The 15,153-nt window shown below is 73.0% G+C and carries 12 protein-coding genes; 7 read left to right on the forward strand and 5 right to left on the reverse strand.

Annotated features, from left to right (window positions below):
• Window position 1 precedes the first annotated feature (1 nt).
• The 3 genes from VMF51_RS12825 to VMF51_RS12835 form a co-directional block, all read right to left on the reverse strand.
• Window positions 2-1,294 (reverse strand): anthranilate synthase component I family protein, encoded by a 1,293-nt coding sequence (locus VMF51_RS12825; protein ID WP_325474827.1) that lies wholly within the window; start codon window positions 1,292-1,294, stop codon window positions 2-4.
• On the reverse strand, window positions 1,291-1,863 hold the full coding sequence (locus tag VMF51_RS12830; protein ID WP_325474828.1) for an aminodeoxychorismate/anthranilate synthase component II: 573 nt from the start codon (window positions 1,861-1,863) through the stop codon (window positions 1,291-1,293). Before VMF51_RS12830 ends, VMF51_RS12825 begins: the two co-directional genes overlap by 4 nt.
• Window positions 1,864-1,961: 98 nt before the next feature.
• On the reverse strand, window positions 1,962-3,911 hold the full coding sequence (locus VMF51_RS12835) for an anthranilate synthase family protein (RefSeq protein ID WP_325474829.1): 1,950 nt from the start codon (window positions 3,909-3,911) through the stop codon (window positions 1,962-1,964).
• A 143-nt stretch (window positions 3,912-4,054) separates the two neighbouring features.
• Here VMF51_RS12835 and VMF51_RS12840 point away from each other — a divergent pair, with 143 nt between their 5' ends.
• Entirely contained in the window at window positions 4,055-4,420 is a 366-nt protein-coding gene (locus VMF51_RS12840; protein WP_325474830.1) for a hypothetical protein, read from the forward strand.
• 106 nt (window positions 4,421-4,526) lie between these two features.
• On the opposite strand, the gene VMF51_RS12845 is transcribed toward VMF51_RS12840, so the two are convergent.
• Together VMF51_RS12845 and VMF51_RS12850 are read right to left on the reverse strand one after the other, a co-directional pair.
• Window positions 4,527-6,719 (reverse strand): HelD family protein, encoded by a 2,193-nt coding sequence (locus tag VMF51_RS12845; protein ID WP_325474831.1) that lies wholly within the window; start codon window positions 6,717-6,719, stop codon window positions 4,527-4,529.
• 119 nt (window positions 6,720-6,838) lie between these two features.
• Window positions 6,839-7,597: an enoyl-CoA hydratase-related protein gene (locus tag VMF51_RS12850; protein ID WP_325474832.1), complete on the reverse strand. Its 759-nt coding sequence runs from the start codon at window positions 7,595-7,597 to the stop codon at window positions 6,839-6,841.
• 54 nt (window positions 7,598-7,651) lie between these two features.
• Here VMF51_RS12850 and VMF51_RS12855 point away from each other — a divergent pair, with 54 nt between their 5' ends.
• The 6 genes from VMF51_RS12855 to VMF51_RS12880 all read left to right on the forward strand — a co-directional run bounded on the left by VMF51_RS12855 (window position 7,652) and on the right by VMF51_RS12880 (window position 15,045).
• The gene (locus VMF51_RS12855) at window positions 7,652-9,148 is read left to right on the forward strand and encodes a molybdopterin-dependent oxidoreductase (RefSeq protein WP_325474833.1); all 1,497 of its coding nucleotides are present in this window, start codon (window positions 7,652-7,654) and stop codon (window positions 9,146-9,148) included.
• Window positions 9,149-9,239: 91 nt separating this feature from the next.
• Window positions 9,240-9,899, forward strand: a complete 660-nt coding sequence (locus VMF51_RS12860) for a fasciclin domain-containing protein (protein ID WP_325474834.1) — start codon at window positions 9,240-9,242, stop codon at window positions 9,897-9,899.
• A gap of 37 nt (window positions 9,900-9,936) precedes the next feature.
• Window positions 9,937-10,551: an ECF RNA polymerase sigma factor SigK gene (gene sigK, locus VMF51_RS12865; RefSeq protein WP_325474835.1), complete on the forward strand. Its 615-nt coding sequence runs from the start codon at window positions 9,937-9,939 to the stop codon at window positions 10,549-10,551.
• Window positions 10,548-11,270 (forward strand): anti-sigma factor, encoded by a 723-nt coding sequence (locus VMF51_RS12870; protein ID WP_325474836.1) that lies wholly within the window; start codon window positions 10,548-10,550, stop codon window positions 11,268-11,270. Before sigK ends, VMF51_RS12870 begins: the two co-directional genes overlap by 4 nt.
• Window positions 11,267-13,804: an FAD-dependent oxidoreductase gene (locus VMF51_RS12875; RefSeq protein WP_325474837.1), complete on the forward strand. Its 2,538-nt coding sequence runs from the start codon at window positions 11,267-11,269 to the stop codon at window positions 13,802-13,804. Before VMF51_RS12870 ends, VMF51_RS12875 begins: the two co-directional genes overlap by 4 nt.
• On the forward strand, window positions 13,801-15,045 hold the full coding sequence (locus tag VMF51_RS12880) for a cyclopropane-fatty-acyl-phospholipid synthase family protein (protein WP_325474838.1): 1,245 nt from the start codon (window positions 13,801-13,803) through the stop codon (window positions 15,043-15,045). The genes VMF51_RS12875 and VMF51_RS12880 overlap by 4 nt, the downstream gene beginning before the upstream one ends.
• Window positions 15,046-15,153: the final 108 nt, after the last annotated feature.

The following is a 15,153-nucleotide window of genomic DNA, read 5'->3' on the forward strand; positions in this document are numbered from 1 at the left end:
GTCACGCGGTGTTTCCCTCCCGTGTCGGTGCCTCGCCGAAGACCTGGCGCAGCCGCTCGGCCTTCCAGCGCGACTCGGCGTACTCGTCGTCGACGTCGGAGTGCACCGTGATGCCGCCGCCCGTCCCGAGCAGGTAGCGCCCGTCGCCGGTCGTGGTCAGCGAGCGGATCACCACCCCGAGGTCGGCGCGGCCGTCGGCGGAGATCCAGCCGAAGGCGCCGGCGTACGCGCCCCGGGGCGTGTCCTCGACCTCCTGCACGATCTCCATGGTGCGCCGCTTCGGCGCTCCTGTCATCGACCCCGCCGGGAACAGCGCGCGGACGGCGTCGAGGGCGGTCACGTCGTCGCGCAACCGGCCACGGACCGTCGAGACCAGCTGGTGCACGGTCGCATACGACTCCACGGCCATCAGCGCCGGCACCTCGACCGACCCGACCTCGCACACCATCGCGAGGTCGTTGCGGAGCAGGTCGACGATCATCAGGTTCTCGCTGCGGAAGCGCGGCTCCTCGGCGAGCCGGCGCCGCAGCTCCTCGTCCTCGGCCGCGGTCCGCCCCCGCGGGGTCGTGCCCTTGATCGGCTTGGTCTCGATGCTCCGGTCCGCGCCGATCACGGCGTACCGCTCCGGGCTGGAGCTGAGCAGCCACGCCCGCGCACCCGGCACGTCGTGCTGCAGGAACCCGGCGTACGGCGCGGGGTTGAGCTTGCGCAGGCGCAGGTACGCCGTCGCCGGGTCGAGGTCGCTCGCCACCTCCGCGCGGTAGGTCAGGTTGACCTCGTAGCTGTTGCCGGCGTGCAGGTGCTCCTGGACCCGGGCGAAGTGGGCGGCGTAGGGCGGGTCCGCGGATTCCCCGGTGAACCGGGGAATCCGGACGTTCTCAGCCGGAACTTCGCCCGAGAACGTCAGGTCCTCCCCCAGAACATCGTGCTCGAAGAGCCGCACCTGGCTCGGCCGCATCCAGACCGCGTCCGGCACCGAGTCGGAGGGGTACGCCGGCAGGTCGGCGCGGGCGGCGTACCCGAAGTAGCCGAACCACTGGTCGGTCTGCGAGCCGGCAGCCAGCTCGGCCGCCAGGACCGTGAACGGGTCGTCGCCGACGACCTCCGCGCGGCCGGAGGCGTGCCGGACCACCTCGCGGGTGGCGGCGGAGTAGGTGAGCGAGACGTCGTCGTCGGCCAGCCAGCCGAGCAGCGAGCGCCTGCCCGACCACTCCCGCGCGCCGCCGCCGTCGAGCCAGAAGCAGCGGGCGTGGTCGGCGGCGACCGCCGCGAACGCCGAGGTCGGGTCGGTCACGGCGCCTCCAGGAAGTTCGACACCAGCGCCGCCCCGTGCTCGGACAGCACCGACTCCGGGTGGAACTGCACGCCGACCAGCGGCAGGTCGCGGTGCGCGACCGCCATCGTCAGCCCGGTCTCCTCGTCGCTCGCCGTCACCCGCAGGCACGCGGGCAGCGCCAGGGCGGCGAGCGAGTGGTAGCGCACCGCCGCGAACGGAGCGGGTACGCCGGCGAACAGCCCCTCGCCGTCGTGCGCGACCCGCGCCAGCACCCCGTGCCCGGGGTCGACCCGGTCGACGCGGCCGCCGTACGCCGTCACCAGGCCCTGCATGCCGAGGCAGACGCCCAGGACCGGACGGGTGCCCGCGAGCAGCACCTCGCGACCCACGGCGAAGTCCGCGGCCGAAGCCGGATGACCCGGCCCGGGAGAGAGGACCACGTGGCTGTGCCGGAGCACGTCGGCGGCGTCCACCTCGTCGTGCTGCACGACCCGGGGCAGGACCCCGGTGACGGCGGCGACGAGGTGGACGAGGTTCCACGTGTAGGAGTCGTGGTGGTCCACGACGACCACGTCCGGTGCCGCCACGCTCAGCAACCTACTGGCCGGCGAGTGGAGCCCGGGAACAGGGACGGGCCCGACGGCACTGGGGGGCAGTCACCGTCGGACCCGTGTTCCTGACCTGGTCAGGGTAGGACCAAAGACTCGTCTCGGGAACCCCTGGCCAGCAGCAGGTCGGCGACCAGCTCGTGCAGCAGGTCGTAGCCGTTCTCGGTGAGGATCGACTCGGCGTGGAACTGGATGCCGCGGTAGTGCGGACCGCGGACCAGGTGCACGTCGCCGGTGCCGGGGTCGGCCTCGACGCTGACGCCGTCCGGCAGCACGGTGTCGTCGGCGACCCGGGCGACGAAGGTGTTGTAGAAGCCGACCCGCTCGGTCTCGCCGCCGATCGCGACCGGCGACTGGGTGCCCTGGAAGACGATGTCCTTGTACGCCAGCGGGATGCCGACGTGGTGGCACAGGGCCTGGTGCCCCAGGCACACCGCGAGGAACGGCCGCTCGGCCGCCATCAGCTCGGCCACGGCCGCCCGCAGGTTGGCCATCTTCGGGTCGCTGCCGTCGCGCGGGTCTCCCGGACCCGGGCCGACGATCACCAGGTCGAAGCCGTCGAGCACGCCGGGGGCGTACTCCTCGTGCCGGACCACCTCGCTGGTCATGCCGAGCACCCGGAGCACGTGGCGCAGCATGTTCACGAAGTCGTCCTCGCCGTCGAGGATCACCGCGCTCTTCCCCGCCAGCCCGGGGTCCGGACGCGAGCCGCCCTGGTCGGTCAGCCAGAACCGGGAGAGCCGCCGGTTGCGCTTGTTGAGGGTCAGCAGCACGTCCTCGTCGCTGACCAGCTCGGCGACGTTCGTGCTCGGCACCGGCGCGGGCGGGACCAGCCCGAACGCGCTCAGGATGCCGCCCGCCTTCGCGTGCGTCTCGGCCACCTCGTACGCCGGGTCCGAGTCGCGCACCAGCGTCGCGCCGGCCGTGACCGTCAGCCGGCCCTCGAGGTCGACGTCGGCGGTGCGGATCACGATGGGGCTGTCGAGGACCGGCTCGCCCTGCTCGTCGCGCCCGAGGATGGCCAGCGCGGCGCCGTAGTAGCCGCGCCCGCCGGTCTCGTACTTCTTGATCAGCCGGCACGCGTTCTCGACCGGCGAGCCGGTGACGGTGGCGGCGTACATCGTGTCGCGCAGCACCTCGCGGGGGTCGCGGTCGGTCTGGCCGGCGAGGAGGTACTCGGTGTGGATGAGGCGGCTCATCGGCTTCAGGAACGGCCCGAGCACCTGGCCGCCCCGGTCGCAGATGTCGCACATCATCTTCAGCTCCTCGTCGACGACCATGAAGAGCTCGTAGATCTCCTTCTCGTCGTGGAGGAAGTCGAGGAGCCGGCCGCGCAGGTCCGGACCCGCGTCGGCGTCGGCCGGGATCCGGAAGGTGCCGCTGATCGGGTTCATCCGGACGTCGCCGCCGTGCAGCGAGACGTGCCGCTCGGGACTGGCGCCGATCAGGTAGCGGTCGCCGGTGAAGAAGACGTAGGTCCAGTACGCACCGCGCTCGCGCTCGAGCAGCCGGCGGAAGACGGCCAGCGCCTTCCGCGCGTCCCAGTCGGCGACGCTCGCGCGGTAGTGCCGGCCGATGACGAGGTTGGCCCCCTCGCCCTGCCCGATCTCGTCGCTGATGATCGACGCGACGAGCTTGCCGTACTCCTCGTCGTCGGTCTCGAAGCCGCCGCGGTCGGTGAAGTCGACCTCGACCTCGTCGATCGCCGCGACGATCTCCGCGACCGAGAACTCCAGCTCGGTCTCGACGTCGACCACGACCAGCGGCGTACCGTCGTCGTGCGCCTCGAAGCCGCGCTCGGCCACCTGCCGGAACGGTACGGCGAGCAGCCGGTCGGCGATGTGCCCGTCGTCGGGCACCCCGTCGGACAGCGGTACGTCGAGGATCGAGTCGACGACGCTGCGCCGCCCGCCCACCAGGCCGACGGTGTCGCGGTCGCCCGCGCGGGTGGAGCGCCGGATGATCGCCCACGCCTCGTGCCCCTGGAGCGCCTCGATCGCGGTCCGGGCATCAGGTGTGGCGGTCATGGGCGAACTCTAGTTGCGCCGCGGCCCGGCCGCCGGGTCGCGGTCGGCAGGCGGAATCGGCCGTGGAAACGGTGACGTGCGTGGTGCGTCACGGTTTCCACGATGCTCCGCGCGAGATCCAGAAGGGCTGCGAGGATCGCGCCGTGAGCTGGTGGGGTTGGGTGCTGCTGTCCCCCGTGCTCGTCCTGATCGCGCTGGCCGTGCTCTTTGCCGTGGTGTTGATCCAGAGCCTCGTCGAGAACTCGGGCGAGAGGACGGGACGGTGGCTGGCCACCCGGCCGGGAATGGCCGAGCGGATGGCCCGCCGGCCGGTCGGCGGACGGGTCGGCGTCGTCCTCGTGGTGGCGGGCCTGATTCCGTTCCTGGTCCTCGTGATGGGACTCCTCACGGGGGAGGAGATCCGGGCCGACGGCGCGAGGATCGAGAAGTGGCTGACCGGCGCTGCGGCACTGATCACCTCTGGTCTGGTGATCCTGGCGATCTGGTGGCGCCTCGCGGCCGACGACTGACGCCGCGGTCGGCCCTGGTCAGCGGTGGCTCAGCAACCAAATCGCCCGGCAGACCGGTTGCCAGCTCACCGCCACCCGCGCCCGGGCGGCGGACCCGGGCCTCGAATCAGGAGATCGTGGTCAGCAGCTGCGTCGCGCGGGTGAGGACGACGTACAGCGTGGCGCGGCCGGTGGCGGACTCGTCCTCGATCTCCTGGGGGCGGACGACGACGATCCCGTCGAACTCCAGGCCCTTGGTGTCCAGGCCGGTGAGGACGACGACCCGGTCGTCGCCGGAGGGCGCGACCGAGGAGTCGACCGCGGCGCGGGCGCCGGGGGCGGCGTCGGCGAGCTCGGGCCAGGACGCCAACCAGGCGTTGACCTCGGAGCGGCGCGCGACGGGGACGACGATGCCGACCGTGCCGGAGACCCGGCCGGCGATCTCGTTGACGGCCTCCCGGGTGGCCGCCTCGACGTCGGCCACGCCCTCCACCACGCGCGGGTGCTCGCCGGTGGAGCGGACCGCCGTCGGGAGGTCGGCGTCCAGCCCGACGCGCGAGGCGTACGCCGCGGCGTACTCGTAGATCTCGGAGGAGTTGCGGTAGTTCGTCGACAGGTGGAAATCGTGCTGCGCCTTGCGCTCCAGCGCCTCGGCCCGTGCGGCGGCGGCCTCGGCCGGCACCGGCCAGGAGGACTGGGCAGGGTCGCCGACGATCGTCCAGGAGGCGGTCCGGCCGCGGCGGCCGACCATCCGCCACTGCATCGGCGTGAGGTCCTGCGCCTCGTCGATGAGCACGTGGGCGTACCCGTCGTCCTCGATGCTGTGCGTCGGCGGCGCCCAGGCGCGCCCGGTCGGGGCGTACTCCCGGTCGGAGGCGGTGAACAGCTCCTGCAGGTCGACGGCTCCGGCGATCGCGCTCAGCGGGTCGTCGCGCGAGTCCTCGGTGCGCGCCGGGACGTCGCCGAGGGCGTAGCGCAGCTCGTCGACCAGCGGGACGTCCTCGACCGAGAGCGTGCCGCCGGCGGTCCAGGACTTCAGCAGCAGCCGCTGCTCCTCGGCCGACACGACGCCCTCGCCGACCCGGGCGAGGAACTCCGGGTCGCGCAGCCAGCCGAGCACCGTCGGCGCGTCCAGCGGCGGCCACCATGACGCGGCGAAGTCGAGGAACGCATCGTTGTCGAGCATCTCCTCGTCGAACGACTCGCGGCCCCGCTCGCGGCCGCGGTCGCCGCGGACCTGGCGCCACATCTGGTCCAGCAGCGCCTGCGAGACCCGCGGCAGCTGCTTGTTGCGCCGGCCCTGCGACATCAGGTTGCGCCGGACCCGGCCCAGCACGCCGCGGTCGAGGACGATCCGGTCATCGCGGTAGAAGACCCGGAGCTCGGTCGGGCTGCCCGGCGCCTGCTGCCGCGCCGTACGACGCAGCAGCTCGGCCATCCGCGCCGAGCCCTTCACGTCGGCGACGGCAGGCTCGTCGTGGCGGCTGGCCTTCACCCCGTCGACGACCTCGCCGAGCGAGCGCAGCGCGACGGCGGTCTCGCCGAGGCTGGGCAGCACCCGCTCGATGTAGCGCATGAAGACCCCGCTGGGCCCGACGACGAGGACGCCGCCGGTCTCGTAGCGGCGCCGGTCGTTGTAGAGCAGGTACGCCGCGCGGTGCAGCGCGACGACGGTCTTGCCGGTGCCGGGTCCTCCGGAGATCGACACGACGCCCTTGCCGGGCGCGCGGATCGCCTTGTCCTGCTCGGCCTGGATGGTGGCGACGATCGAGTGCATGGAGCGGTCGCGGGCGCGGGAGAGCTGCGCCATCAGCGCGCCCTCGCCGACGATCGGCAGGTCGACGCCGTCCTCCTCCAGGGCGTCGGCGTCGAGCAGCTCGTCCTCGACCCCGACCACCCGGGGCCCCTGGGAGCGCAGCACCCGGCGGCGGATGACGTGCTGGGGGTCGGCGGCGGTGGCCTGGTAGAACACCGCCGCGGCGGGCGCGCGCCAGTCGATGAGCAGCGAGTCGCGCTCGGCGTCACGCAGGCCGATGCGGCCGACGTACCGCGGTTCCGGGTCGAGGCCCGGGCGCAGGTCGAGGCGACCGAAGACCAGCCCCTCGTGGGCGGCGTCGAGCTGCGCGATCCGCTTCGCGGCCTGGAAGACCATCGCGTCCCGCTCGACCAGGCCACCCTCGTGACCCAGCCGGCCGCGCTCGTGGCCCTCACGCGCCAGCTGCTGCGCGGCCTCCGCGGAATCGCGGAGCTGGCGGTACACCCGATCGACGAACGCCTGCTCCTGAGCGATCTCCCGAGTCTCGACTGCCTCGTCCGTCAACGCTGCGATCCCCTCAGCCCCGAATGTCCTGCCGTTCGTCGCCGGCCCCGGACGGGGCGCGACAAGGGAGCAACTCTAGCCGGGCGCCGGGTATGCCCACGCCGGTTTCCACCACAGCGTCAGCGCTTGCGGGACAGGAACGCGGTCATCGCCTCCCGCGCCTCGTCCGAGCCGAACAGCCGCGCACTGAGCGCCGCCACCTCGGGTCCGCGCGCGTCGAGGTGCTCGACGAGGTCGCGGGTCAGCAGCGCCTTGGTCTCGCGGAGCCCCTGGGGCGCGCCCGTCGCGAGCGAGGCGACCACCCGGTCCAGCTCCGCGTCGAGCTCGGCGGCGGGCACCGCCGTCGTGACCAGGCCGTACGACGCCGCCTCGGCGCCGCTGAACACCTCGCCGGACAGCGCCGTCAGGGCCGCGGCTCGGGACGTCATCCGGGGCAGCACGGTCAGCGAGATGGCGGCCGGTGCCAGGCCGAGCTTCACCTCGGTGAGCGCGAAGGTCGCGTCGTCGGCCGCGACCACCACGTCGGCGGCGGCGACGAGGCCGATGCCCCCAGCCCGGACCGCTCCGTGCAGCCGCACGACCACGGGCTTGGGCAGCGTCAGCACCAGCCGCTGCAACGCGACGATGGCCAGCGCGCCCTCCTCCATGCTCCCGGCGGCGGCCTCGGACAGGTCGGCACCGGAGCAGAAGACCCGGCCCGCGGCACGGACCACGACGACGGTGGCGGAGTCGTCCGCACCCGCTCGCTCGAGCGCCGCCGTGAGCTCGGTGACGAGCCGGCGCGACAGCGCGTTGCGGTTGTGCGGGGAGTCCAGGGTGATGGTCGCGACGTCATCGGCGACGGCGTAGTGCACCAGCTCGACGGGGGTCTCGGTCATCCCCGCATCCTGCCCCACCCCATCCGCGCACCGGTCCTGCGACGAACCAACCCCATGAGGACACGACTCGCGTACGCCGCCTCCGGGGTGCTGGCCACCCTCGTCGCGGTGGCGCTCGCCCACCTGGTCGCCGGCCTGACCGATCCGGCGGCGTCCCCCGTGCTCGCGGTCGGGTCCCAGGTCATCGACCTGACGCCGACGCCGCTGAAGGAGTGGGCGATCCAGCGGTTCGGCACCCGGGACAAGCCGATCCTGGTCGGGTCGGTGTTCGCGGGGGTGCTCGTCCTGTCCGCCGTCGCCGGTCTTCTCGCGCGACGGCGGACGTCGTACGGCGCGGCGCTGCTGGTCGTCCTCGTCCTGCTGGCCGCGGGCGCGACCCTGAACCGGCCCCGGCTGGAGGCGCTCGACCTGCTCCCGAGCCTGGTCGCGGCCGTGACCGCCGTCCTCGTGCTGGTCCTGCTGACCCGGCCCCGCGGCGACCGGGCGGCCGCCGGCGGCCGGCGCGGCGTGCTGATGGCCGGGGCGCTCGCCGCCCTCGCGGTGGCGGCCGGCGGCGCCGGGGAGTGGATCGCCCGCGCCCGCACCCGGATCGCCGACGTCGCCCTGCCGGCCGCCGCCGACCCCGCGCCGCCGCTGCCCGCCGGCATCGAGGGCACCGTCGAGGGCGTCACGCCGTTCCGCACGCCGAACGGCGACTTCTACCGTGTCGACACCCGCCTCACGCTGCCGGTGATCGACCTCGACGACTGGACGCTGACCATCGACGGCGACGTCGACCGGGAGGTCACGTTCACCTTCGACGACCTCCTCGAGCTGTCGATGGTCGAACGCGACATCACGCTCACCTGCGTCTCCAACGACGTCGGCGGGAAGTACGTCGGCGCCGCGCGCTGGCTCGGCGTACCCCTGCGGGACCTGCTCGACCGGGCGGGCATCGACGGCACCGGCGCCGACCAGATCCTCAGCACCGACGTCGAGGGGATGACGATCAGCACGCCGCTCGACCTCGCCCTCGACGGGCGCGACGCGCTGCTCGCCGTCGGGATGAACGGCGACCCGCTGCCGCTGGAGCACGGCTTCCCGGCGCGGCTGGTGATCCCGGGGCTGTACGGCTTCATCAGCGCGACCAAGTGGATCAGCCGGTTGACGCTGACGACGTACGCCGAGCAGGACGCGTACTGGACGAAGCGGAAGTGGGCCACCGACGCGCCCATCAAGATCTCCAGCCGGATCGACACCCCGAAGTCGCTGTCCACGATCGACGCCGGCCCGACCTTCGTCGGAGGCGTCGCGTGGGCGCAGCAGCGGGGCGGCGTGGCGAAGGTCGAGGTCCGCATCGACGGCGGGCCGTGGCAACCGGCGACCCTCGGACCGGACGGCGGGAACGACTACTGGCGCCAGTGGTACCTCCCCTGGGACGCCACCTCCGGCTCGCACTCGCTCGCCGTCCGGGCGACCAGCGGCGACGGCGAGACCCAGACCGCCGTACGGGCGACGCCGTTCCCGGCCGGGTCCAGCGGCGTGCAGGAGACCCGCGTCCAGGTCTCCTGAGATTCCTCCTGAAATTCCTCCCGGTCGGACCAATCCGGTCCGGCGCCGGCCCCGAACCACTCACGTCAACCCACCGACGGAAGGCACCACGATGAAGCTCCGCACGCTGCGCCGCACGGGCGCCCTCGCCACCGCCGCCCTCACGCTCTCCGTGGGCCTGGCCGCCTGCAGCGACGAGGACAGCGGGTCCAGTGCCACCGACGACACCCCGTCCTCCAGCGCCCCCGCCGACGACATGACCGAGTCCGAGGGGATGGACTCCGGCATGACCGAGGCCTCCACCAAGCCGTACGGCGACGCCTGTGCCGACATCCCGGCCGACGGTCCCGCCTCGTTCACCGGCATGGCGGCCGAGCCCGTCGCCACCGCGGCCTCGGCCAACCCGCTGCTCAGCACGCTGGTCACCGCGGTCGGCGAGGCCGGCCTCGTCGACGCCCTCAACAGCGCCGAGGCACTCACCGTCTTCGCGCCGGCCAACCCGGCGTTCGAGGCGGTCCCCGAGGAGGACCTCAACGCCCTGCTCGCCGACAAGGAGCAGCTCACCGCGGTGCTCAGCCACCACGTCGTCCCCGAGCGCATCTCCCCCGACCAGCTCTCCGGCGAGTTCGAGACCCTCGGTGGCGACATGCTGACGATCCAGGGCGAGGGCGAGGCGGCGACCATCGGCGACGAGGGCGCGACCGTCCTGTGCGGGAACGTCCAGACCGCGAACGCCACGGTCTACATCATCGACACCGTCCTGATGCCCTGACGCCACCGTCGTTGACCTGACCCGCAAGGATTCACACGTGGACCACATCCGGCCCGTGCCCGACGACCCCTCCCCGGAGACCCCGGCGGAGGGGGCGTCGGCCGCCCCCGACCTCGTGGAGCTGCTCAAGCTCTCCGGGCGCGGGGACCAGGGCGCCTTCAGCCAGCTGTACGACGCCGTCTCCTCGCGCGTCTTCGGTCTCGTCGTCCGGGTCGTCCGCGACCCGGCGCAGGCCGAGGAGGTGACGCAGGAGGCGTTCCTGGAGATCTGGCGCACGGCCGGGCGTTACGACCCCGACCGGGGGAGCCCGCTCGGGTGGCTGCTGACGATCGCGCACCGCAAGGCGGTCGACCGGGTCCGGTCCGCGGAGGCGTCCACCCGCCGCGACGCGTCGTACCACCAGCAGAACCAGCCGGTCGCCCACGACGCGACCGCCGAGGCGGCCCACGCCTCGCTGGAGGCCCGCCGGGTGCGCACCGCGCTCGGCAGCCTCACCTCCGTGCAGCGCGAGGCACTCGAGCTCGCGTACTTCGGTGGCTACACCCACACCGAGGTGGCAGGCATGCTCGACCTCCCGGTCGGCACCGCGAAGACCCGCATCCGAGACGGCCTCATCCGGTTGCGCGACACGATGGGAGTTGGGGGCCGATGACCGACATCCACGCCCTGTCCGGCGCGTACGCCGTGGACGCGCTCGACGACCTCGAGCGCGCACAGTTCGAGAAGCACCTCGCCGAGTGCCCCGCCTGCCGCTCGGAGGTCGACAGCCTCCGCGAGGCCGCGGCGATGATGGCCGAGACCGTGATCGAGGAGCCGCCGCCGGCCCTGCGCGACCGGGTCCTCGCCGACATCGCGACAGTGCGCCCGCTGCCGCCGCTCGTGCCGGAGCAGCCGGTACGCCGACGCCCCGCACGCCGGTGGCTTCCCGGCCTGGCCGCGGCGGCCGCGGTCGTGACCGTCCTCGGCGTCGGCGCCGCGGTCGTGCAGCCCTGGGAGGACGAGACCTCGCAGACCACGCCGTCCGCGGTCGACCGGATCCGCGCGGCCGACGACGTGCAGACCTACGTCCAGCAGTTCGAGGACGGCTCCACCGCCACTCTCTACCGCTCCGTCTCGCTCAACCAGGCCGTGATCGCCACCAGCGACATGGCCGACGCCCCCGACGGGCGGGTCTACGAGGTCTGGCTGCAGCACGACGAGCGGATGGTCGCGGCCGGGCTGATGCCCGACGGCCCGAGCAACGTGGTCGAGCTGGTCGGCGACCCGGCGACCGCCGACGGCTTCGGCATCACACTGGAGGCCGACGGCGGGTCCACGACCGGCGAGCCCGAGGGCGACGTGCTGGCCGTCGTCGAGTTCGAGCAGGCATGAGCACTCCGCAGGACCGCCGCGTCGCGGTCATCGGCTCCGGCGTGGCCGGGCTCGTGGCGGCGTACGTCGCCTCGCGCAGCGCGCACGTCACCCTGTTCGAGGCCGACGACCGGCTCGGCGGGCACGCCGACACGCACCTGGTCGACGACGGCGCGGACGGCCTGGCCATCGACACCGGCTTCATCGTCCACAACCGGCGCACCTACCCGGTGCTGCTGCGGCTCTTCGCCGAGCTCGGCGTGGAGACCCAGGAGTCGGAGATGTCGATGTCGATCAGCGACGCCGGCACCGGGCTGGAGTGGGCGGGCGCGCTCGGGCGGCGGGGCGTCGTACCGACGGCCCGGCACCTGGCCGACCCGCGCTACCTGCGGATGCTGACCGAGATCCCGCGCTTCCACCGGCGCGCGAAGGCGCTGCTCGACCGGCCCGGGGACGACGTCACGCTCCGCGCCTTCCTGGCCGAGGGCGGCTTCACGCCGTACTTCGCCCGGCACTTCATGGAGCCGCTGGTCGCCGCCGTGTGGTCCTGCGACCCGGCGGTGTCGCTCGACTACCCCGCGCGGTACCTGTTCAGCTTCCTGCAGCACCACGGGATGCTGGCGATCTTCGGCTCGCCCACCTGGCGCACCGTCACCGGCGGCTCGCGGGAGTACGTCGCTCGGGTCGCCATCGCGCTCGCGAGCAGCGGCGCCGAGGTCCGCACCGGCACCAAGGTCACGTCGCTGCTGGAGACGCCCACCGACGTACGGATCACCGACGGCAACGGCGAGGTCACGTCGTACGACGCGGTCGTGGTCGCCACCCACCCGGGTCAGGCGCTGGCCCTGCTCGCCGAGCCGACCGCGCCGCAGGCCGAGGTGCTCGGGGCGATGCCGTACTCCCCGAACGTCGCGCTGCTGCACACCGACACCTCGGTGCTGCCGAGGCTCCGGCAGACCTGGGCGTCGTGGAACTTCCACCGCCCGGCCGAGGAGCGCGACGGCGTGATCGTCACCTACGACCTCACCCGGCTGCAGCGGCTGCCCACCGACACGCACTACCTGGTCACGCTCGGCGGGGAGCACCTCGTCGACCCCGCGCTCGTGATCGACCGGATGGAGTACGAGCACCCGCTCTACAACCCCACCTCCGTCGCCGCCCAGGCCCGGCTCCCCGAGATCGACACCGCGCGGGTCTCCTTCGCCGGTGCGTACCACGGCTGGGGCTTCCACGAGGACGGCGCCCGCTCCGGCCTCGCCGCGGTCGAGCGCCTCGGGTTCGACTGGCCGCGATCGGCGCCGACGTCCGACTCACCGGGTTTCGAGGCTCAGGACTCCGTCCTTCACACCTCAACCAGCGACACGCCCGACCCCACGCCGGTTGAGGTGCGAGGCGCCCCGGCGCCGAACGCCCCCACGCTGGTTGAGGTGCGAGGCGCCCCAGCGCCGAGCCTCGAAACCCGTCTTGCCAAGAAGTGGCGTCGATCGAGGCCGACGTCCGACTCACCGGGTTTCGAGGCTCAGGACTCCGTCCTTCGCACCTCAACCAGCGACGCCCGCCACCCGACGCTGGTTGAGGTACGAGGCGCCCCCGCGCCGAGCGACCCCACGCTGGTTGAGGTGCGAGGCGCCCCAGCGCCGAGCCTCGAAACCCGTCTTGCCAAGAGATGGCGTCGATCGAGGCCGACGTCCGACTCACCGGGTTTCGAGGCTCAGGACTCCGTCCTTCACACCTCAACCAGCGTCGGCTCACCGGGTTTCGAGGCTCAGGACTCCGTCCTTCACACCTCAACCAGCGACGCCCGCCACCCGACGCTGGTTGAGGTGCGAGGGCGTTCAACGCCCGAGCCTCGAAACCCGGTGGGCGTGCTGTACGACACGACGATCCGGCACACCCGGCGGCAGCCGTTCCGGCGGACGTTCACGCACCGCTCGCACACGTGGCTGGTCGACCTCGACGACCTGCCCGACCACGGCGCGCGGTCGTGGCTGCTGGGGTCGTTCGAGGCCCGGGACCACCTGGGGTCGCCCGACCGGTCGATCCGGGTCAACCTCGACACGTTCCTGGCCGGCTACGGCGAGGAACGGCCCGAGCGGATCCTGATGGCCGCGCTCCCGCGCACGCTGGGGCACTGCTTCAACCCGATCTCGGTGTTCTGGTGCCTCGACGCCACCGGTCGCCAGCAGTGCGTGGTCGTCGAGGTGCACAACACCTACGGCGACCGGCACGCCTACCTCGTCCATCCGGACGAGCAGGGCCGGGCGAGGACGCCGAAGGCGATGTACGTGTCGCCGTTCCACGGCACGGACGGGCACTACGAGCTCGCCGTACCCCTGCCGGACGAGCGGCTGCGGATCGCCGTGACCCTGCACTCCGACGACGGCGCGGCGTTCAGCGCCACGCTCGACGGCACCCGCTCCACGCACCGTCCCGTGCGGGCGGTGGGCACCGCCCTCCGCGGCGCCGCGCTGATCCGCGCGCACGGCGTCCGGCTCTGGCTGCGCCGCCTCCCCCTCCGTCCCCGTCCCCACCACCACCAGGAAGGTGTGTCATGACGCGCGCCGCCACCCCGCCCGCGATCCAGCGGTGGCCGGGCCTGCACGACGTACCCACCGGCCCGCGCGCCGCGGTGTCCTCGTACGTCGCCAAGCGGCTCTTCCTCTCCGCCGTGAACCACCTGGACGTCACCGTGGCCGTCGGTACCGAGTTCTTCGGTCGCGGCGGTCCGATCGCGGTGGTGCACCGGCCCGACGAGTTCTTCGCGCGGCTCGGCGTCGACCAGTTGATCGGCTTCGGGGAGGCGTACCTCACCGGCGCCTGGGACGCCGAGGACCTGAGTGGCTTCCTCACCGTGCTGGCCGCGCAGATGCCGACCCTGGTGCCGCCGCAGCTGCAGAAGCTGCGCTCCCTGGTCGTCAAGCGACCCCCGCGGGCGCAGGTGAGCACGTCCGACAACGCGCAGGCCAACATCGCGCACCACTACGACCTGTCGAACGAGCTGTTCCAGCTCTTCCTCGACCCGACGATGAGCTACTCGGCCGCCCTCTTCGAGGGCAGTCCGTCCCGGGCGACCGCGGACGACCTCGAGGCGGCGCAGGTCCGCAAGATCGAGCGGCTGCTCGACGCGGCCGGCGTGGCCGAGGGCAGCCGGGTGCTGGAGCTCGGCTCCGGCTGGGGCGAGCTCGCGCTGCGGGCCGCCCGCCGGGGCGCCGAGGTCCGCACCGTCACGCTGTCGGTCGAGCAGCAGGCGCTCGCCCGCGAGCGGATCGCCGCGGCCGGCCTGAGCGACCGGGTGTCCGTCGACCTCTGCGACTACCGCGACGTCGAGGGGACGTACGACGCCGTCGTGTCCGTCGAGATGATCGAGGCGGTCGGCTGGCAGTTCTGGCAGACCTACTTCGAGAAGGTCGACTCGGTGCTCGTCCCGGGCGGCCGGGCGGCGATCCAGGCGATCACGATGCCGCACGACCGGATGCTGGCCACGCGCAACACCTACACCTGGATCAACAAGTACGTCTTCCCCGGCGGCTTCCTCCCCTCGGTCGACGTGATCGACGAGATCACCCTCGAGCACACGTCGCTGCGGCTGGGCGCGCAGTTCTCGATGGGCCACCACTACGCCGCCACCCTGCGGCTGTGGGACGACGCCTTCCTCGCAGCAGCTGCCCAGGTGCGCGAGCTCGGCTTCGACGACACCTTCGAGCGGATGTGGCACTTCTACCTGGAGTACTCCCGCGCGGGCTTCGCCTCCGGCTACCTCGACGTCAACCAGCTGGTGCTGACGAAGCAAGGGTGAGCTCCGGCACCGTCGCGCGCGGGTAGCGGTCCCGGGTCACTCGCGGCCCGGCCGATCGAGGACACCGGCCTCTCCCGGCGAGGACGGCGGGCGCAGGAGCGTACGACG

It is taken from the genome of Nocardioides sp. (assembly GCF_035503875.1).
In the GTDB taxonomy this organism is placed as follows: domain Bacteria; phylum Actinomycetota; class Actinomycetes; order Propionibacteriales; family Nocardioidaceae; genus Nocardioides.

Bases quoted from the DNA above. Each gene is read 5' to 3' on its own strand.
- VMF51_RS12835 (WP_325474829.1), bottom strand. From the start codon at position 3,911: ATGACCGCCACACCTGATGCCCGGACCGCGATCGAGGCGCTCCAGGGG.
- VMF51_RS12850 (WP_325474832.1), bottom strand. From the start codon at position 7,597: ATGACCGAGACCCCCGTCGAGCTGGTGCACTACGCCGTCGCCGATGAC.
- VMF51_RS12855 (WP_325474833.1), top strand. From the start codon at position 7,652: ATGAGGACACGACTCGCGTACGCCGCCTCCGGGGTGCTGGCCACCCTC.
- VMF51_RS12860 (WP_325474834.1), top strand. From the start codon at position 9,240: ATGAAGCTCCGCACGCTGCGCCGCACGGGCGCCCTCGCCACCGCCGCC.
- VMF51_RS12870 (WP_325474836.1), top strand. From the start codon at position 10,548: ATGACCGACATCCACGCCCTGTCCGGCGCGTACGCCGTGGACGCGCTC.
- VMF51_RS12875 (WP_325474837.1), top strand. From the start codon at position 11,267: ATGAGCACTCCGCAGGACCGCCGCGTCGCGGTCATCGGCTCCGGCGTG.
- VMF51_RS12880 (WP_325474838.1), top strand. From the start codon at position 13,801: ATGACGCGCGCCGCCACCCCGCCCGCGATCCAGCGGTGGCCGGGCCTG.